The sequence below is a fragment of the Halomonas alkaliantarctica genome (assembly GCF_029854215.1).
In the GTDB taxonomy this organism is placed as follows: Bacteria; Pseudomonadota; Gammaproteobacteria; order Pseudomonadales; family Halomonadaceae; genus Vreelandella; species Vreelandella alkaliantarctica_A.
Genome location: NZ_CP122961.1, coordinates 903,761 through 921,109, shown reverse-complemented (window position 1 = coordinate 921,109; position 17,349 = coordinate 903,761). Strand labels below are relative to the sequence as shown.

Annotated in this window: 17 protein-coding genes; 4 read left to right on the top strand and 13 right to left on the bottom strand. The window is 55.9% G+C overall.

Annotation, left to right across the window (positions count from 1 at the left end; all coding sequences use genetic code 11):
* Positions 1-33: 33 nt before the first annotated feature.
* From QEN58_RS04200 to QEN58_RS04175, 6 genes are all read right to left on the bottom strand, one after another.
* Positions 34-1,035 (bottom strand): TauD/TfdA family dioxygenase, encoded by a 1,002-nt coding sequence (locus QEN58_RS04200; RefSeq protein ID WP_280105905.1) that lies wholly within the window; start codon positions 1,033-1,035, stop codon positions 34-36.
* A 31-nt stretch (positions 1,036-1,066) separates the two neighbouring features.
* A complete protein-coding gene (locus QEN58_RS04195) occupies positions 1,067-1,738 on the bottom strand; it encodes a 4'-phosphopantetheinyl transferase family protein (protein ID WP_280105904.1) in 672 nt (223 codons plus the stop codon).
* Positions 1,716-2,456 (bottom strand): thioesterase II family protein, encoded by a 741-nt coding sequence (locus QEN58_RS04190; RefSeq protein ID WP_280105903.1) that lies wholly within the window; start codon positions 2,454-2,456, stop codon positions 1,716-1,718. The genes QEN58_RS04195 and QEN58_RS04190 overlap by 23 nt, the downstream gene beginning before the upstream one ends.
* Entirely contained in the window at positions 2,446-2,691 is a 246-nt protein-coding gene (locus tag QEN58_RS04185) for an MbtH family protein (RefSeq protein WP_280105902.1), read from the bottom strand. Before QEN58_RS04185 ends, QEN58_RS04190 begins: the two co-directional genes overlap by 11 nt.
* A gap of 253 nt (positions 2,692-2,944) precedes the next feature.
* On the bottom strand, positions 2,945-3,151 hold the full coding sequence (locus tag QEN58_RS04180) for a FecR/PupR family sigma factor regulator (RefSeq protein WP_280105901.1): 207 nt from the start codon (positions 3,149-3,151) through the stop codon (positions 2,945-2,947).
* A gap of 123 nt (positions 3,152-3,274) precedes the next feature.
* Complete coding sequence (locus QEN58_RS04175) at positions 3,275-3,802, bottom strand: RNA polymerase factor sigma-70 (RefSeq protein WP_280105900.1); 528 nt, start codon at positions 3,800-3,802, stop codon at positions 3,275-3,277.
* A gap of 321 nt (positions 3,803-4,123) precedes the next feature.
* On the opposite strand from QEN58_RS04175, the gene QEN58_RS04170 reads away from it, so the two are divergent.
* Both QEN58_RS04170 and fhuF read left to right on the top strand, forming a co-directional pair.
* On the top strand, positions 4,124-4,891 hold the full coding sequence (locus tag QEN58_RS04170) for an ATP-binding cassette domain-containing protein (RefSeq protein ID WP_280105899.1): 768 nt from the start codon (positions 4,124-4,126) through the stop codon (positions 4,889-4,891).
* A 149-nt stretch (positions 4,892-5,040) separates the two neighbouring features.
* A complete protein-coding gene (fhuF, locus tag QEN58_RS04165) occupies positions 5,041-5,829 on the top strand; it encodes a siderophore-iron reductase FhuF (RefSeq protein ID WP_280105898.1) in 789 nt (262 codons plus the stop codon).
* Between the two features lie 5 nt (positions 5,830-5,834).
* Here the strand turns inward: fhuF and QEN58_RS04160 are convergent, their stop codons facing one another.
* From QEN58_RS04160 to QEN58_RS04140, 5 genes are all read right to left on the bottom strand, one after another.
* On the bottom strand, positions 5,835-7,487 hold the full coding sequence (locus QEN58_RS04160; RefSeq protein ID WP_280105897.1) for a multidrug ABC transporter permease/ATP-binding protein: 1,653 nt from the start codon (positions 7,485-7,487) through the stop codon (positions 5,835-5,837).
* Positions 7,488-7,570: 83 nt separating this feature from the next.
* Positions 7,571-8,659 carry a DUF1513 domain-containing protein gene (locus tag QEN58_RS04155; protein WP_280105896.1) on the bottom strand — a complete coding sequence of 363 codons (1,089 nt, stop codon included), beginning with the start codon at positions 8,657-8,659 and terminating at the stop codon, positions 7,571-7,573.
* A 3-nt stretch (positions 8,660-8,662) separates the two neighbouring features.
* The gene (locus QEN58_RS04150; RefSeq protein ID WP_280105895.1) at positions 8,663-9,688 is read right to left on the bottom strand and encodes an imelysin family protein; all 1,026 of its coding nucleotides are present in this window, start codon (positions 9,686-9,688) and stop codon (positions 8,663-8,665) included.
* Between the two features lie 23 nt (positions 9,689-9,711).
* Positions 9,712-11,178 (bottom strand): di-heme oxidoreductase family protein, encoded by a 1,467-nt coding sequence (locus QEN58_RS04145; protein ID WP_280105894.1) that lies wholly within the window; start codon positions 11,176-11,178, stop codon positions 9,712-9,714.
* Positions 11,179-11,286: 108 nt separating this feature from the next.
* The gene (locus QEN58_RS04140) at positions 11,287-12,582 is read right to left on the bottom strand and encodes an imelysin family protein (protein ID WP_280105893.1); all 1,296 of its coding nucleotides are present in this window, start codon (positions 12,580-12,582) and stop codon (positions 11,287-11,289) included.
* A 207-nt stretch (positions 12,583-12,789) separates the two neighbouring features.
* On the opposite strand from QEN58_RS04140, the gene QEN58_RS04135 reads away from it, so the two are divergent.
* Together QEN58_RS04135 and QEN58_RS04130 are read left to right on the top strand one after the other, a co-directional pair.
* On the top strand, positions 12,790-13,656 hold the full coding sequence (locus QEN58_RS04135) for a LysR family transcriptional regulator ArgP (RefSeq protein ID WP_280105892.1): 867 nt from the start codon (positions 12,790-12,792) through the stop codon (positions 13,654-13,656).
* Between the two features lie 205 nt (positions 13,657-13,861).
* Entirely contained in the window at positions 13,862-15,667 is a 1,806-nt protein-coding gene (locus tag QEN58_RS04130) for a sensor domain-containing diguanylate cyclase (protein ID WP_280105891.1), read from the top strand.
* Between the two features lie 22 nt (positions 15,668-15,689).
* On the opposite strand, the gene QEN58_RS04125 is transcribed toward QEN58_RS04130, so the two are convergent.
* Positions 15,690-16,247, bottom strand: a complete 558-nt coding sequence (locus QEN58_RS04125; RefSeq protein ID WP_280105890.1) for a cytochrome b — start codon at positions 16,245-16,247, stop codon at positions 15,690-15,692.
* Positions 16,248-16,376: 129 nt separating this feature from the next.
* Complete coding sequence (locus QEN58_RS04120) at positions 16,377-17,249, bottom strand: LysR substrate-binding domain-containing protein (protein ID WP_280105889.1); 873 nt, start codon at positions 17,247-17,249, stop codon at positions 16,377-16,379.
* Between the last annotated feature and the right edge of the window lie 100 nt (positions 17,250-17,349).

Here is a 17,349-nt window from a genome sequence, read left to right as displayed (position 1 = left end):
TGGAACTCCTGGCCGTGAGATGAGGCGTTATGTTTAGTCGTTGGAGAGGTTGCCGTGACCTTCCGCCATGGCCACGACGACCTTGCGCGGCCCTTTGAACGGCGTACGCGCATGAGCGACCAGCATGTTGTCGAGCATCAGCACATCGCCCGCTTGCCAGGGGAACATCACCGTTTCGTCGGCCAGGACGCCGCGGATCTCATCGAAGATGGCATCGTCGATGGGGCTACCATCGGCAAAGAAGACGTTGCGCGGCATGTCTTCGGGGTCTAGCAGCTCTTCCAGCGACTCTCGTACCTCTGGCTGCAGGTTGGAGACATGGAAAAGATGGCCTTGGTTGAACCACACCTGCTCACCGGTGACCGGATGGGTCTCTATGCTTTGGCATAACTGGGTAGTACGCAGGTCGCCATCGGGCTTCCACTCACAGCGAATACCCGCGCGCTGGCAGAATGCCTCCACTTCAGCGCGGTCTTCGGTGTTAAACACCTTTTGCCAAGGCATATCGAAATCGCCGTAGTTGCGTACGTAGAGAATGCCGGGGGCAAAGCGCTCTCGGATCTCTACCGGCATACGGCGGTAAATGGCGCGACTATCGGCAATCGGCGTCTCTCCGCCCTCAGGGGAAGCGGTGACACAGTGAAACCAGATTTTCATCGGCCACTCACGGGTGTAAGCCTGCTCGTTGTGGAGGGGGATATGTTGATGGGCAGGGTATTCGGTGGAGGTATAAATGCCCGAGGAAACCGCTGAGCGTGGCGTAGAAGCGAACTCGTAACTCAGCAGCGGATGGCCAAAGGCGGCGGCAAACTGCTGAAAATCGTCAACGGAGGGAACATCGAAACCTCTTAGCAGCACCCCACCGACTCTAGTCACTAGTGACTCAATATCCGCACGCAAATCACCGAAGGCTTCCAGCAGCGGCTGCCCTGGGTAGGCGGGGGAAATCATAATGGGCAGCTCTGAATCAGCAGGCCCCTGACGTTGGGATATGACGTTGGTTGGTTGCGTTAGTGTTGCGCTTTGGCTGTCCATTACTGATCTCCTAAAAAGTCGTTGAGTAGCGTTAGCTCTGGATATAGCCCAGGGCAGCGGCATAGCCACTCGGCGCTGGCAGCGGCCATGCCTGCAGAGGTGATGACACGGGAAGCGAGTGCTTAAGGTGATAGGCGCCTGGCGGCCCTAAAGAGGAAGTGATCGAGAGCGCCTGCAAATGATCAGCGATGCCCAGCCCCAAGGCTTTAAGCACCGCCTCTTTAACCACCCAGCGCTCCATAAAGGGCATTGCGAAGCCATCGCGTGCGTGGCCGAGCTGCTCACTCAGCGATAGCACCAGCCCGTGCAGCGGCGCCAGTTCGTCCTCGGATCGACGACGCTCAATATCGACCCCCACCGCGCCGCCGGGAGCAAGCGCGATCAGGGCGACATGGCCAGAGTGGGAGACATTGAAAGCAGGCCCATCAGCGTTTTCCAACGCTGGTTTGCCGTAAGCGTTCTGAGTGAACACCAACTTTTCTGGCGCTATACCGGTGTGCGCGGATAGCAGTCGCCGCAGGGCAGCGCGTGTCGCCACGGCGCGCACGACATCGGCGTGATGGCGAAGCCGCTGGACGCGCTGCCACTCGGCTCGACTCAGCAGACGATCATCGTCGTCGGCTACCGGGGCATTCAGATCGAGCGCTAAGCGCCATACCTCAAGCCCCTCGGGCACCCCTTCAGCTAACCGCAGGCGCTGCATGGGGCACCTCCTCAAGCCGTCGGGCCAGTGCCCGCTTTAAGGTATCCAGCACTTGCGGTTGCTGCTGGCGAATAAAGAAGTGCCCCCCTTCGAACCAGTCTAAAGAGAACACCCCGCCGGCTTCCCGCTGCCACGCTTCCAGACGCTCTTGCTCGATATCGTCTTCACGCCCGGCGAGTACCTGTAGGGGGTAAGCAAGCGGTGACCCGCCGCGATAGCGGAAACTGCGGCAGAGGCGATAGTCCGCCATCAAGATATCGAGGGTAAGGCGCAGCAGCTCAGGGTTTTCGAAGACTTCCTCTGGGGTGCCGCCCTGTTGGCGCAGATCCGCGATTAAGGCCTTATCGTTATCAAGCCCCGCTAAACGCTCTGAGTCGCGCATTGAGGGTGCCGCACTGCCTGAGGCGAATAGCATCCGTGGCTGAGGGCGCCCCACATCGCGCAAGCGAGCTGCCATGCCGTAGGCCAACAACGCCCCCATGCTGTGACCGAACAGGACAAAGTCTCCACGCATCCGCGTTGCTTGCTCTTCGCACAGGCGCACGACCTGGGTCTCGAAGTCATCGATGAGCGACTCACCCAGGCGTTCACCACGCCCAGGCAGCTCGACGGGATATACCTCGATCCAGGCGGGCAACTGACGCTTCCAGCGCAAATACATAGTGGCGCTAGCCCCGGCACAGGGCAGGCAGAGCAGCCTTAAACGCTTAACCTGCATCCACCTGCTCCGCCTCGCTTTTGGCCTGAGCATCCATCCACTGGCGTAGCGACAATGGCCGCATATCGGTCCAGGTTTTTTCGACGTAGCCGAGGCAGGTTGGCTTATCACCGAGCACACCGGTATCGGTCCAGCCAGCGGGAATCGCTTTCCACTCGGGCCAGAGGGAGTACTGCTCTTCGTGGTTGACTAATACGCGGAAGACACCATCTTCACGATCAAAACAGCTTGTCATGGAACTAACCTCACCGTTACCTAAGAAATGAGAAATAAAACGCAATTGCTTCTCATTACCTAATGACGAGTGAGGTGTCAGAAAATTTAATGCTGGGGAAGAAAATAGAAAAAATAAGGAGAGGGGCCGCTAGGGCGTCGGCATAGCATTACCCTTGCCAGGCTAAAAACTGCACCAGTGGAAAACAGCTTTTGCTCGCGACCATTGAGCTAGCCTGAAAATCGAAGAAGGAGGTTAAAAAATCAGTGGCTGATCAGCTGCGCTCATCACCACTTGGAATCATCCCCGTTAGCAGCCATAGCTGTTCGGCTTCACGAAATACACGGCGGTGCTGAGAAGAAGCCGCTAACCACGCATGGAGCGATTCGCGGTCAGCATCGCTCAATGTCTCTTCATGCTCGCGCATCAGCCAGTCTAGCGCCGTTTGCCAAACGGCATCATCGCCGCTGTCGTTATCCATCGTTACTGTCAAACCTCGCTATTGCGGCCTGCTGAATATCTGTCTCGGGAAGCGTGTAATATTATCAACGCTATTTGCTGACAGTGTAACAAAGCGGCAACAAAGAAGGGACGGAACGTGGGCTTACCGATTAGGCAACGTCTGACCATGCAGTGACTGGCGGCAATGAGTCAGTGCATCGCGAATCATAAAGTTAACTGACGTGGTAGAAACACCTAGCTGTAACGCCACTTCCCGCTGGGTATGGTTTCCCGAACGATAAAGTTCAAAGGCGCGTCGCGTACGCTCTGGCAGTTCGTTCAACGATTCGACCACCTGGGCCAATGCCTGGCGATCAATGGCAATCACCTCAGGTGAGTGTGACGCACAAGAGGCGTTATCCCCCTCCTCTGCTTTTGCAAACAGCGCTGACTCAAACGCGGAACGGCGGCAGCGGTCAATGGCGAGATTGCGCACCACCCGTGACACGTAGGATATGGGCTGTTTTATCTCAAAAAGCGTGGTTGCTTCCGAAATTTTTAGATAGGCGTCCTGCACGACATCATCGGCTTGATCAGCATTGCCCAAGACTCTTGCAGCGACACAACAGAGCCGGGGCCGCTGATTAACGAAGATGTCTTCTAACTCAGCGCTCCAGGTCTGGGTATCCACAGCTCGGCCTCCTGCCTTGATTAACACCACGGAATAAATGGCAATAATTATTATTTGCGTTAAGCCAAGGTAAGTCAACCGGTGAAAACTAACCCACTTTTTATAACGATATGCTTGTTGATTTATCTCAATAGCGAAATGTCAAAAGCAAGCCTTTCAAGCACAAATTAATCAGCGTTATATAAATTAAAATTAGCAAAACTATTTCAATACTGTGCTTGCCATCTAAAGTATAAAATCTTTTACTTTTTTTGTTAAAAATGAGAACCATTAGCACTAGAATGGAGGCATTATCATTAACCCTATCGCCAGGAGTCATTCATGTTCGAGGTCAAAGGCGCTACCTTTGAAATCAATGGCAAGCCGATTTTAAATCCCATTGACCACAGCTTTCATGAGGGCAAGGTTTACGGTCTGATTGGCCATAACGGCTCAGGCAAGTCGACGCTGATCAAGCTAATGGCCCAGCAGCAGCCGGTAAGCCAAGGTGAAATTCACTTTGATCAGCGCCCTCTGAGTGACTGGGGAAATCGCGAGTTCGCCCGTCAGGTGGCTTACCTGCCCCAGCATTTACCCAGTGCAGAAAGTCTTACCGGGCGTGAGCTAGTCGCCTTTGGACGCTACCCCTGGCATGGGCTGCTGGGGCGCCACACCCAAAAAGATAAAGATGCTGTAGAGCGTGCCATTGCGTTAACCCACACCGAAGCCTTTGCCGACCGCTTGGTCGATACGCTCTCTGGTGGTGAACGCCAAAGGGTATGGCTGGCGATGCTACTCGCCCAGGGCAGCCGCTTCCTGCTGCTGGATGAGCCTCTAGCGGCGTTGGATATTGCCCACCAAATTGAAGTGCTGGCGCTGATTCGCAAGCTCTGCGATGAGCTAAATCTTGGTGTCATTATCGTACTCCACGATATCAACATGGCCTCGCGTTACTGCGATGAGCTAATGGCGCTGCACAGCGGTCGCTTGTTGGCCCATGGCAGTCCGGATAATTTGATGTGCGGCAGCACCTTAGAGGCTATTTATGGCTTACCGATGCAGGTCATGAAGCACCCCAATGGAGAGCACAATATCGCCGTGGCGCAATAACGCTATTCTCCAAGGCCTGACACTTTTAAAAGCACTCATTCGCAATCAAATACTTCAACTGATACGCATTATCGATTAAGCTGAATGCCATATTTTCCTTGTGTGCTGTGTCAAAACCTTGTGTTAAAGCCCTGTGATGGAGCCCCGCGATGCCCTCTGCTCTGCGCCAGCCACAACTGTTCGAGCCTTCGTTAGCTTCCTGCTACACCGGACCGTTGGCGAACTTTACGCCGCCGTTAATAGGTGGAACGCCACCGCTGGAAGCCTTCAAAACAGCCCGTTGGCGGAATGCCGATTGGCTCAGGGAGGATCTCTCCCGTTTCGTAGAAGAGTACCCAGGCGGAGACCAGCGGGCAGTGGTATCGATCTGGTCGAAATGGCACTTAAGTGCGCTAACCGTTCCCACGCTGACAGCCAACCTGCTGCTTAATCGTGACCTGCCGGTGGGGCTGGACGACATGCAGGTTATCTTTAACGATAAGGGCGCCACCTCGCGGCTGTGGTTGCCCCACGAAGGCACGCCGATAACCACTCAAGATCCGTTTGAGCGTTTTGCTACCCTGATTGAGCAGCACTGGGCACCGTTGATTGAGCAATTAGCGGCTATCTCCGGCGCTGCACAGCGGGTGTTCTGGAGCAATGCCGGTGGCTACCTGGACTTTTACGTCAACGCACTAGGCGAGCACCCGCTTGCTAATCGGCAGGCGTTTGAGGCCGCCAAGGCGTTGCTGGAAGCCCGCAACCTGCCCAACGGCAAGCGCAACCCGCTGTTTCAGCCGGTGCGTTACTTTACGCCCAAGGGTAATGAGGAAGTTAAGCGGGTACGCAAGCTTTGCTGCCTGCGCTATTTACTGGATGAGTTTGATACCTGCGGCACCTGCCCGCTAGAGGGCTGCGACCTGGAAGCGCGAAAGCGCGCCAAACAGGCCGCCCGTTAAAGCGGTTAGATATTAATTTGCGCAACAGCATCTTCGCTTGCCCGCGCACGCTGCTCGCCTTTCAGCTCGCTTAGCTGTCCCTTCGACATCTCCAGCAACCGATCAGCGTGGACGAAGTAGCTGTCGTCATGGCTGATAGCAAACACGGTTTTACCCATGGCTTTCAAGTGCGGTAACAGCTCGCGGTAGAACAGCCGGCGGAACTGGGGGTCTTGATCCGCCGCCCACTCGTCGAGGAGCAAAATATCGCGTTTTTCGGCAATCGCTAGTAGCAGTGCCAGACGCTTACGCTGCCCCTGGGAGAGCTGGGTGTTGATGACACGATCACCCTCCCACTGCAATTTATGCTGCATCTGCAGTCGCTCAAGCCAGGTATCAACGACCAGCGGGTCAGCAGGCAGGCCTTCAGGGCCCATGGTCTGATCAAACTGATGGAAATCGGTAAACACGCTGGCAAAGCGAGCGCGAAACGCTTCCCACTGAGCAGCAGTGACCACCTGCCCGTCAATCTTAATAGTGCCGCTTTGCGGGCGGTATAACCCCGAGAGCAGCCTTGCCAGAGTCGACTTACCGCTGCCGTTGCCGCCGATCAGAAACACCTGCTCACCGCGCTCTAGGGTCATATTAAGAGGCCCCACCTGGAAGCCCTCGCCCTGGGCAGTGTCCGGGTAGTGGTAGGTGACGTCCTCAAGCTCAAGACGCTGCCAATCGGCCAGGGTATCGTCGACGGCAAAGCTTGGCTGGTACTCGGCGAGCTCCAAGCTGCTCAATTTATCAAAGGCCACTTGAGCGCTGATCAAAGTCGGCCAAGCGCCTACCGCCTGGATCAGCGGCGTGCGCAGAAACAGCAGCGTCAGCGCAAAGGTGGAGGCCACCGTGGTATTCGCCCAGCCCAACCCATTAGAGAGGAAAAACACCACCCCGATGGCGCCCAACATCATAATGTTCGACCAGTTGTTAGCGCTTAAGTGGTAGGTATCGGCGCGAATAATGTGGTGACGGTAGTCGCGGGCATTGGCGGTATAGCGCTCATCATAAAAGCGCCGGGCACGGTCGCGGTTTAGCGCCAGCTCTTTGCGCCCTTCAATGGCCGCCTGGAAATCTTTATACAGACTGTCTTCGCTTTCACGCACGAGGCGAAAATGGCGATACACCCGCGACACAAGCACCCAACCCACGCCCATGGTGAACGCGATCCACAGCACCGTGATCACCACCATTTGCGGCGAGAGCCATGCCAAATAGGCCACCGAGGCGAGCGTTAGCACCACGCCCTGAATTAGCTCCGGCAGACGCACAAAGCCAATAGTGATGTTACGCACATCGCTGGACAAACTGGCCAGCAAGGTAGCGTTACCCAACTGCTCCAAGCGCTCAATATCGGTGTCGAGAATCCGCTTCACCAGCCGCGAGCGTAGATCAAACACAAAGTGGTGCCCCAGCACCGTCAGCGCAAGTTGCGTACTGAGTGTGACCGCCAGTAGCACCGCCAGCAGGCCGAGAAATTGCGGCAGCGCCGCCATACTGCCCACTTCGATAAGCCGCTGATTGATGAACGCAATCACTCCGACCCCTAAACCAGCGCTCAATAGGCTCAAAGCAATGGCGCCTAAAAAGGGCCAGCGGTAGTGATGAAATACTAAGCGCAGCAGTTCCATGAGGCTCCTTGCCTTCCTGTAAAGAGCGCTGAAGTCTACCAGCAGCGACACTCACCAAGAAGGCACCATTCAATTCCTAGCGACTATGTCAGATGATTATCCCAGCGAAGGTCCAGGCTAGCGAGCAGCTCCGGCGTTGCCGAACCAGACGTTACTCGGTAGAGCCCACCCTGGCCGGAGGAGACCAGAAAGCCACCGTTGCCGTCGCAGCGGGCGCCTGCAGCATCGGGTAGCTCCAAGCTGGCAACAAGGTTGCCTTGCGCGGCATCCAGCAACAGCACTTGGTTGCCGCGGGGAGCGGTAACCAACACATAGGCCGAGATACGGCTAAACGCGACGCTGGCGGTGTAGTGTTTCAGGCTGGCGGTTACCTCCTCGGCCAGCACTATTTCTGAGAAGTGCCCGGTAGCATCCAGACGGCAGATCAGCGGGTGGGTTTCCCACTCTGGGCCTTCAAACTGGTAGCCAGCGATCACTGTACCGTCCTCCGCTACATCCAGATGACGGCAGCTAAGCTGGTGGTGCGAAGGCGTGTGGCGGGCCATTATCTCGCCGTTGTGGCGATCCATGAGCACCAGCGCCGGTGCCATGGTGTCCAGGTTGAGCTTTACCCGACCGTAGTCAGGATGGGTCTGAATGCCGCCCAGGCCGATGACCAGAGTGTCGCCATCCGGCATCAGCCGAAGCTCATGGGGGCCAATACCGTCCAGCGGCATATCGCGCACATGGGCGTAGTTGCTGTTAGCGTCGTATACCCGAACCAGCCCGGCGCTGTCCTCCAGGCGATTAGCGGTGACATACAGGTAGCGCCCGTTCAGGTCGAACACGCCATGCCCGTAAAAGTGATAACCCTCCCCGGCCGCAATGGAATGGACTAATTGACGGCTGTCGCCATCGATCACATGCATCCGCGTGCCAGGGCGACGAGCAAAAAGTACCGCTTGGCGTGAATCTGGCCGTAAACAGCCGCCGTGGCAGCGCTCGGGCACCTCGATCATAAAGCGGGTCTGACCATCCAGCGCTACCCCGGCGATGTAATGCCCTCCACTGGGGTCGTCCACTGCGCTGAACAGCCAAGCGGCTTCCTCCCGCGCGGGCAGTGCCCAGCTCAACGGGGTCAGCATCATAGCGACGCTGCCCAATCCTGCTTTAAGTACCTGCCGTCGATGCATGGCTCAATCCCCATCGCTGGAGTTAAAACCGCGGACCAAGCCGAGTTCGCCAGCGATCTCGTTACCCAGCAGATGGCGTAGCTGGCTGACGTCGAGGTAGAGCGACTGCAAACCACGAAATGCCTCTTCGTCTTCAAGGGAGGGCACCAAGCCCGTCGGCTGTTCGCTAGCCTGAGCGAGCGTCTTATCCAACTGGTCACGAAACGCCTCGGCGAGCGGCAGCGCATCGGCCTCGCGCAACAGTGCGGTGAGCCCCGGTAAGAAGCCTGTGCGTAGGCCCTCCAAGCTACTCTCTACCAATCGAACCGTTTGCCCGCTTCGCCAGGCTTCCGCCAAGTAGCCGTTGGCGGGTGCGCCTTTGAGACCCATCGGTTCGCCGAGCCGTTTATCTTCGAGTATTTCGAGGGCCTGAATGGCACTCGCCAGCGTGGTCTCTGTGTAATCAACCGTATCAAGATAATGCTCACCAAATGCCTGCCAGTCACGATGTAGAGCACTCGTGGTATCTGCAAGATGTGTGGTGATGGCTTGCATCAGCGAGCAGGCCCTAGGATCGCTCTGGGCCTGCTCGTCCATGGCGTCGTCATAAAGCAAGTATTCAAGGGCGGGAAAGCCTTGGATCGCCACGCTGTCATTGGCAATATCTTGGGCATCCGGGGCTTCGTCTGCCTTCAACCAGCCGCGCACCTTGCTACCCACCAGATTTTTGCGGTCCGGCCAGAACTGCAGCTGCCAGCCTCGGCTGTTCTGCTCAATGGGGCCAAACTGGATAAAGCGCACCGCCTGCCAGGCTTGATAGGCGCTCAGCCAGTCATTTTCCAGGCGCAGCCTGAGCGCCTCATCAGAGCCCTGACAAAAGCGCGCGGCAGTGGTTTCCAAACGCTCAGAGGCAGTGTTCAATTCGGCATACTGCAATTCCACCGCGCCATGCCACATTTCCCGGGGCGTGGGAGTGTCCGTGCCAAAGGAGAGCGGCGCGGCCAGTAATGTACAGGCCAACAAACTCAATCGGCGAAGGGAAGCGATCACATTAACTCCTTAAAAGCAAAGACTTACAGAGACTCTAGGAAACGGATAAGCTCCGCTCGCTGATCAGCAGGCAATGCTCGATAGCCCTGGGTAGCGCTTTCTGCCTCGCCACCGTGCCAAAGTATCGCCTCTTCCAGGGTACGAGCGCGACCATCGTGGAGAAAGCCAGCCCGAGGATTCACCGTTTGCGCCAAGCCGATACCCCATAGGGGCGGCGTGCGCCATTCGCGGCCATCGGCCTGGAACTCGCTGCGGTGATCGGCCAGGGCCTCGCCCAGGTCATGAAGCAGCAGATCACTATAGGGCCATATTTCCTGTCCAGCCAGCGCTGGACGGGCGGCGTTCGCGTCGGTGCGATGGCGCGGCGTATGGCAGCTCGCGCAGCCCAGCGCGTTAAATCTCTCAGCGCCCTGCTTCACCGCCGGGTCATCCATATGGCGGCGCATCGGCACCGCAAGGCTAGAGGCGTAAAAGGTAACGAAGTCGGCCACGTCATCGCTGACTTCAGGCGTGCCACCGTTGGGAAAAGCATCGCAACCCTGGCTCTCCATACAATCGGTATGTGGCACCAAGCTGGAGGTCAACCCCATATCCCCAGCGAAAGCGTGCAGGCCTTGTTGCTCGATGCTGGGCTCGCCCGCTTTCCAGCCGAAGCGCCCCATGACCGTAGTACCACTGCGCGCATCCCAAACGCGGTTGGCGCGACCGGAAATACCGTCACCATCGGTGTCGTCAGGGTCGGCGGCCGCCATCAGGTCGGCTTCGGGGATCGCTTCAAGCAGGCCCAAGCCGATCATGGGCGGCGCCAGCCGCGGTGAGGTTTGCAGCGACTCGGGCAGCTCTCCGTAGGCGGGCTCGGCAATCGAGTAGATCGGCTCCTGCAAGGTGACGCTGGAGCCATCGGTGACGCTCACTTCCCGAGGGCGGTACTCAATCACTAGTTTGGCTTCGGGCTTGGCACCGCTAATTGCCGCGGTTTGTAGTTGCAAGCCGTAGTTAGGTACCGGAAGCGCGCCCCGCTGCTCCAGTGTTTCTGAATCCGCTTGGCTAGCGGGTAGCGAGAGGCGCAAAAACAGCGCGATGGGATTTTCGTCGCCAGTGGGTGGGTGCCCCCGACCATCTTTGAGGTGGCAACCCTGGCAGCTATTGGTATTGAGCAGTGGCCCCAGGCCATCCCGGGCCTCGGTGCTGGCGGGCGCCGCCACCCAAGGGTTGCGAAAGAAGCTGTTGCCAACGCTGAAATCCAGCCGCTTGGTCATCGACATATTCCCCAGCGGCAGCGAATAGGCGTTGTGGTCAAACTGCTCCACCGAGCCATTCCCGCCACTCATGGGTGAGGTCTGTATAGGCGTCAACTGAATGGGGTCATCTTGGGTAGATGATTCGGCTGCCTGCAAGGGCGCCGCCAGGAGAAACAGTAAGCAACTGCTTTGGGCTAAGGTGCTGGGCACCCACTTGGCTAGGACGATAAACCGGGGTAAGCGGTACATGGTAATACCTTGAGAAGGGTGATACTGAATACAAAGCCATTCAACAAAAACCAACAGAGCCGCGCGATAGCAACACTATCGGCGGCTCATAGTAGACGCTAGCCCCGTCTAGAACCGGTGACCGGCATCATCAGGCTGCAGGGAAGTCACGCCGAGTTCTCCTGCGGCTTGTTCGATAGACCCAGTTTGTGCCACCAGGGTAAGAATCGCTTCGTTGATCAATTCACTGCCCTGCTCGTTACCCGGCGCAATCATCATATCGAATGCCATCGGCGAATTCTCGGCCTCTGCCGCCTGCTTGATAGCGTCAAGGCGAGCCATTGTGGCTTCGAGCTGTTGAGCAAGTGTATCGGCCAGCTCGCTATCTTTCTCAGCTAATAACGCCTTCAGTGAAGGCCCCTCTACCACGCTGCCATCAAGGCGCTGATAGCTGCCGGTGTAAATATTCTGAACACCCTGGCCGTTGTAGTAGTGGGAGTTGTGGGTATTGTCACTAAAGCAGTCGTGCTCATCCTCAAAAGAGTTGGCTTCAAGGGCGACTTTTAGGCGCTCACCGGCCAGCTCGCCCAGGGAGAGCGAGCCCATACCGAACAGCATGCGGCGCAGGCCTTCCTGATCGCTTTCCGCCATCAGTTCCTGGCGATAGTTACCCTCGGTTTCCGGCGCCCACTGGGCCACCATCCACTCAAGGTCGTCAACGAGCAGGTCGGAGACTGCATCCAGATAGCTACGGCGGCGATCACAGTTGCCATGGGTGCAGTCGTCGCCAGTTTGGTAATCACTCACCGGTCGTTCGCCGTTGCCTAGCTCAAAACCATGCAGATCCTGCCCCCAGAGCAGAAATTCTATAGCGTGGTAGCCGCTGGCGACGTTAGCCTCCGAGCCTCCAATTTCATTCAGCTCGGCGAGGAGTTCTGGAGTAATCTCGCTAACGTCGAGAGTTTCGCCGCCGACGGTAATTTGCTCATTGGCAATGATATTTGCGGTGGCGCCTTCATTACCCAGCTCATGCTGGTAGTCATCGCCTTCGACATAATCAATCATGCCTTCATCCAGGGGCCAGGCATTTAGCTGACCTTCCCAGTTATCCACCACCGCATTACCGAAACGAAATACTTCGCTCTGCTGATAAGGCACCCGCGCCTGCAGCCAGGCTTGCTTGGCTGCGCTCAGGGTGTCGTCCGTGGGATTGGCGAGCAATTCGTCGATGCGCTCGTTTAATATCTGGGCAGCATTCAGTGCATCGGCGTAATTGGCATGAGCCAAGTCAGCGTAGTGGTGCACCACTGCGTCAGCGCTAACGGTGACGTCTGCAGCAGTGTCGTCTGCAACAGCGGTAAAAGGCATCAACGCGCTAAGCGCAACGATGCCAGCAAGAGGGCGACGGAGCATGATGGCGGGCATTACAGTGTCCTTTAGGCTGTGGCGTAACAGAAATTACTCACATAAAGTGCTAGGCAACCGCTGTGGATTGGGTGCTCTAGCCATCAATGAAATGTAATTCATTAGCCTATGAGATTCAATCCTATTTAATCCCAAATAAAGGACGTTACTCCGTTTAGTCGTCATTTTTTTGCTTTATGTCACTTTTTGCTGCCTTGGAACACCGCCATGTTGGATTACAAATTGCTTCACGCTTTAGCGACCGTAGTGGAATGCGACGGCTTTGAGCGCGCAGGCGATGTACTGGGGCTTTCGCAGTCGGCTGTCTCCCAGCGCATCAAAGCGCTGGAAGTGCGCCTTGGCCAGCCAGTGCTTATACGCCACCCTCACCTAGCCCCCACTCCTGCCGGCCAACGGCTATTGACCCACTACCAGCAAGTACAGCTATTAGAGCGCGACCTGCGCGGCTCCCTACCCACGCTGGATGACCAGGCACCGCGCCTGCGTATCGCCATCAATGCAGATAGTTTGGTCACCTGGTGGGCCGAGGCTATCGCGACTATCTGCCAGCAGGAGGGTGTGCTGCTGGATCTGGTGATTGAAGACCAGGATGTCGGGCTCAAGCGCTTGCGTGATGGTGATGTAGCGGCATGCCTGTGCGCTACACCGCAGCCAATTGCCGGGGCACGTTGTGTCGCACTGGGAGAAATGCGCTACCACCCGTTGGCGGCACCGGCGTATATCGAGCGCTACTTTCCAGAAGGCCCTTCGGAGGAGAGCTTTCAGCGTGCGCCAGCCATCGTATTCGGCCCGCACGATCAATTGCAGCATCGCTTCCTTGCTCAGTGCGATTACCACGGCCACTTTCCTTACCACCTCTGCCCCTCTTCAGAAGGCTTTGTGCGCTTAGCCGCAGCAGGGATCGGGTACGGCATGATGCCGCAACTACAGGTTGAAGAATTAATAGCCAGTGGCCAACTGGCTAGCGTTGCTCCCGGCCATTTTTTGACAGTGCCTCTCTATTGGCATTTTTGGCGCCACAGCGGCCAAATAATCCAACAGCTTACGAAACATTTAAGCAAAGTTCTGACTTAAGCATGAGGGTTTTAAACGCAATTTTTTGCCAAAGCCGACTACACTCAAGAGGCTTATCGTAGGCACAGGGAAATTTGAGTTGCTTTCGTGCGGAGTGGCATGCAAGCCAGAATGAGCGCTACGTCTACGAACTAGCGGCCCCCGGCGGGTAAGGGAACCCTGGGAACAGTGATCGGGGTAAAAAAACCAAAAAAAGCGATACCCTATGCATGCACGACGTTTATTAGCGGGTGTTTACACCGGCGTCATGTTGCTGCTTGCGGTTTATTGTACGCCGTGGGCCCAGGCAAACACTCTTCTATCTGCATCGCCAAGCCAGGCGAGTTATTCATTTGCGCCTTATAGCGAGTTCTGGCTAGCCGACGAACAGTCTTTAACGATTAACGATTTACTCAACCAACAGGATAAATTTCAGCAAACGCACCAAGCCGAAGATTTAAATTTCGGCTACACCCGAGGTGACGTATGGCTGCGAACCAAGGTGAGCAATGATTCGCAGGAACCCCAGCGGTGGATGGTAGCATTTGAATACCCGTTCCTGGATTACGTTACTCTTTACACGCTTCGCCAACAGCGTCTTGATGTGCAGCAAAGCGGCAGTGCAGTACCCGTTGAACAGCGTGCGCTCGCTCACCGTCAGGCGGTTTTTCCGCTTGAGCTGGCCGCCCACGAAACCGTCACGCTATATACTCACGTGGCGGCCTCGGGCAGCAAGATGCTGAGCTATAACTTATTAACTCCAGAGGCATTTTATACCCAGAATGATCGCCATAATTTTTGGCTGGCCACTTACTTTGGCATGCTGTTGGCGATGGGCTTATATAATTTACTGCTATTTTTTGGCTTCAAAGAGCGCGTATTCCTTCACTACTCGCTATTTGTCGCTGGCTTTGGGCTTGCCATCCTGGCGTTTAACGGCATTGGCACGCTCATGTTTTGGAGCTTTTTGGGTGAAAACACGTCCCGCTTAGTGGCGCTTGGTTTCACCTTTGCATCTACTATGGCCACGCTGTTTGCGCAGAGTTTTCTTAACACAGAGACTTACTGCCCACGCTGGCATCAAGTATTAAACACCTTCCGCAATTACTGTTGGCTGGCCGTCATTGCCTCGTTAGTGCTGCCCATTCCTACTGCCCTTCACATAATGGATGTGACGGGTTTTATGGCGGCTTTACTGCTCCTGATATGCGGCTGCTACTGCAGTTTGCGACGCATACCCAGCGCTCGACTATTCGTGTTTGCGTGGTCGATATTCCTACTAGGTGCAGGTGTCTTTTCGCTGCGCAACCTGGGCATACTGCCGGCTAATTTTATTACCCTACATGGCATTCAAATTGGCTCTGCGCTAGAAATGTTACTGCTCTCGTTTGCGCTGGCATCACGGTTCAACAAACTTAAAAGGCAGAAAGAACGGGCTCAAGCCGATATGTTAACTGCGCTTAAAAAGCAGGAAGCCGTACTGGAACAAAAAGTCGCCGCCCGCACTAAAGCGCTGGAGCATTTAGCCAACTGCGATATGCTGACCGGTTTATTAAATCGCCACGGCTTAGCGCGCTGCGCAGCAGAAGCTCTGGAGCGTAATCGTGAATATGGCCAGCGTCTAGCGTTACTAATGCTCGACCTTGACCGCTTCAAACCTATTAACGACTGCTACGGCCATGAGGCAGGAGATTTTGTATTACAACAAATAGCTAAACGTATCGCCCACCTGGCGCGTACGTGTGACCACTGCGCTCGCTTTGGCGGCGATGAGTTCATTATCATCATGGAAAATATCGAACCCGAAGATACCCTGGAGAATATACAGACCCGTATCGACGAGGCCATTCGCTCACCGATCAAACTCCCCTGCGGCGAGCGAGTCAGTGTTAGCGTGAGCATCGGGGTAAGCACTGCACAGGGTGCAGATGACGCCACCCTTGCGAGCTTACTGCGAGAAGCCGATAGCCATATGTACGCTGTCAAATTTCGCCAAGCAGCAGAGTGCTATCGCTACGGCTCGGCGAGCTAGTCTTTTGCTGATTTATTGGCCGTTACTCAAACAGACTCATCCGTTTCATAACGTTATCGCGTTTGATTTTCCAATGGAATATAGCGCCAGCAACGTGCAGTACCAGCAAGCCTAAAATGACCCACCCCAGGCGCCCATGCCACATAAAGAGTTGTTCAGACAGCTGCTCACGCTCGCCAATCAAGCCTGGCAAATGCCAATGGAAAAACTCAACTGGAAATCCGCCGCTTGCAGTGGCGGCCCAACCCAGTAAGGGCATAATCACCAGCGCTATGTAGAGCAAATGGTGGACACTAGTGCTAACAATCCGCTCAAAGGCATTTAAGGGCGGTTCATGGTCAGGCACCAAAAAGGCCAGGCGGGTAATAATACGTAGTGTCATTAACAACAGGATCAGCACACCCAACGTCTTGTGGCTGGTATACAGCAAGTTCGTGAGCATATTGCCGACTAAAGCGACAGTGCGCTCGTAACCCAAAAAACCTAACGTTAAACCGCTGGCCAAGGAGAGCAACACCGCCCCAGCCACCAGCCAGTGCAGCACCCGATGCGGGTAAATATAGCGATCCAGTTCGTGCATGTAGTGCTCCTAACAACCCATTCATTTGTTTTTCATTCTAGTCAGTAACGCGCCATTACGCTGATTAAAGCATTTCATGACCATCAACGGTAAGCATTACTTAGGCTCTACTTGGATTAAAAAGCCACTTTATGGTGCTTGTTCGGGCGCTGCTAGCTGCTCGCGTATTAGCTCAGCTAAACGGCGCGCAGGTTCCGAAGGTCGATGAGGCGCGCGGTGAAGCGCCAATTCAATCATCGGCAACGCAGGCATCCCGCTGCTCTCGTCCAGCGGCCTCAGCGCGGGCGTTAGCATGCTGCGAGTCACCACCACAATGGCCAATCCAGCGGTAACAATCGGCGCCAGTCCGGCCATGGACTGGCTGGTATAGGCCACACGCCAGCTGCGTCCGGCTGATTGCAAAGCCTGCTCGGCTACTTCACGGAATACGTCTGCCCCCGGTGAATAGAGTGCCAGTGGAAGCGGGTCACTTAGCAGAGGCTGCTGGTTCATGCCGACCGCCCACAACAGCGGTTCCCGACGAATTACATCCCCGCCCGGCGAGTTACGCTGCCGAGTCACCAGGGCGAGATCCAATGCTTTGGCCTTAACCTGCTCAACGAGATGGGCACTGGTGCCACAGATAACCTTGAGCCCCACGGCGGGGTAGAGCTGATGAAAGTAGGCGAATACCGAAGGCAGCAGCGAGGCGTAATCTTCAGGAATACCGAGGATCAGATCCCCGGTTACCTGTCGCGCCTGCATATCGCTCCATGCTTCATCGTTAAGCGCTAATAGTCGCCGGGCATGATTAAGTAAGCGTTCCCCTTCTGAGGTAAAGCGTATTCGTCGCCCTTCCCGCTCATGCAGCGTGAGCGATAGCTGCGCCTCTAATCGCTGCAGTTGCATGCTCACGGTGGACTGGGTGTACGCCAACCGTTTAGCGGCTGCGGTTACACTGCCGGTGTCCGCAATTGCCACCAGGGTACGCAACAGGGTTAGGTCTAACGTAGGCGCACGCATATATCACCAGGCTTGATGAAACCGATCACAAAAGATCGATATTGTGATGCTTTGATGATGAGTATGCTGCTCGGCATATGCTCAAATCAAGGAGATCTCC

Excerpts from the sequence above, each read along its gene's own strand:
- QEN58_RS04180 (WP_280105901.1), bottom strand. The coding sequence starts at position 3,151 with ATGGATAACGACAGCGGCGATGATGCCGTTTGGCAAACGGCGCTAGAC.
- QEN58_RS04145 (WP_280105894.1), bottom strand. The coding sequence starts at position 11,178 with ATGTACCGCTTACCCCGGTTTATCGTCCTAGCCAAGTGGGTGCCCAGC.
- QEN58_RS04160 (WP_280105897.1), bottom strand. The coding sequence starts at position 7,487 with ATGGAACTGCTGCGCTTAGTATTTCATCACTACCGCTGGCCCTTTTTA.
- QEN58_RS04155 (WP_280105896.1), bottom strand. The coding sequence starts at position 8,659 with ATGCATCGACGGCAGGTACTTAAAGCAGGATTGGGCAGCGTCGCTATG.
- QEN58_RS04125 (WP_280105890.1), bottom strand. The coding sequence starts at position 16,247 with ATGCACGAACTGGATCGCTATATTTACCCGCATCGGGTGCTGCACTGG.
- QEN58_RS04170 (WP_280105899.1), top strand. The coding sequence starts at position 4,124 with ATGTTCGAGGTCAAAGGCGCTACCTTTGAAATCAATGGCAAGCCGATT.
- QEN58_RS04185 (WP_280105902.1), bottom strand. The coding sequence starts at position 2,691 with ATGACAAGCTGTTTTGATCGTGAAGATGGTGTCTTCCGCGTATTAGTC.
- QEN58_RS04140 (WP_280105893.1), bottom strand. The coding sequence starts at position 12,582 with ATGCCCGCCATCATGCTCCGTCGCCCTCTTGCTGGCATCGTTGCGCTT.
- fhuF (WP_280105898.1), top strand. The coding sequence starts at position 5,041 with ATGCCCTCTGCTCTGCGCCAGCCACAACTGTTCGAGCCTTCGTTAGCT.
- QEN58_RS04120 (WP_280105889.1), bottom strand. The coding sequence starts at position 17,249 with ATGCGTGCGCCTACGTTAGACCTAACCCTGTTGCGTACCCTGGTGGCA.
- QEN58_RS04130 (WP_280105891.1), top strand. The coding sequence starts at position 13,862 with ATGCATGCACGACGTTTATTAGCGGGTGTTTACACCGGCGTCATGTTG.
- QEN58_RS04190 (WP_280105903.1), bottom strand. The coding sequence starts at position 2,456 with ATGCAGGTTAAGCGTTTAAGGCTGCTCTGCCTGCCCTGTGCCGGGGCT.
- QEN58_RS04200 (WP_280105905.1), bottom strand. The coding sequence starts at position 1,035 with ATGGACAGCCAAAGCGCAACACTAACGCAACCAACCAACGTCATATCC.
- QEN58_RS04195 (WP_280105904.1), bottom strand. The coding sequence starts at position 1,738 with ATGCAGCGCCTGCGGTTAGCTGAAGGGGTGCCCGAGGGGCTTGAGGTA.
- QEN58_RS04135 (WP_280105892.1), top strand. The coding sequence starts at position 12,790 with ATGTTGGATTACAAATTGCTTCACGCTTTAGCGACCGTAGTGGAATGC.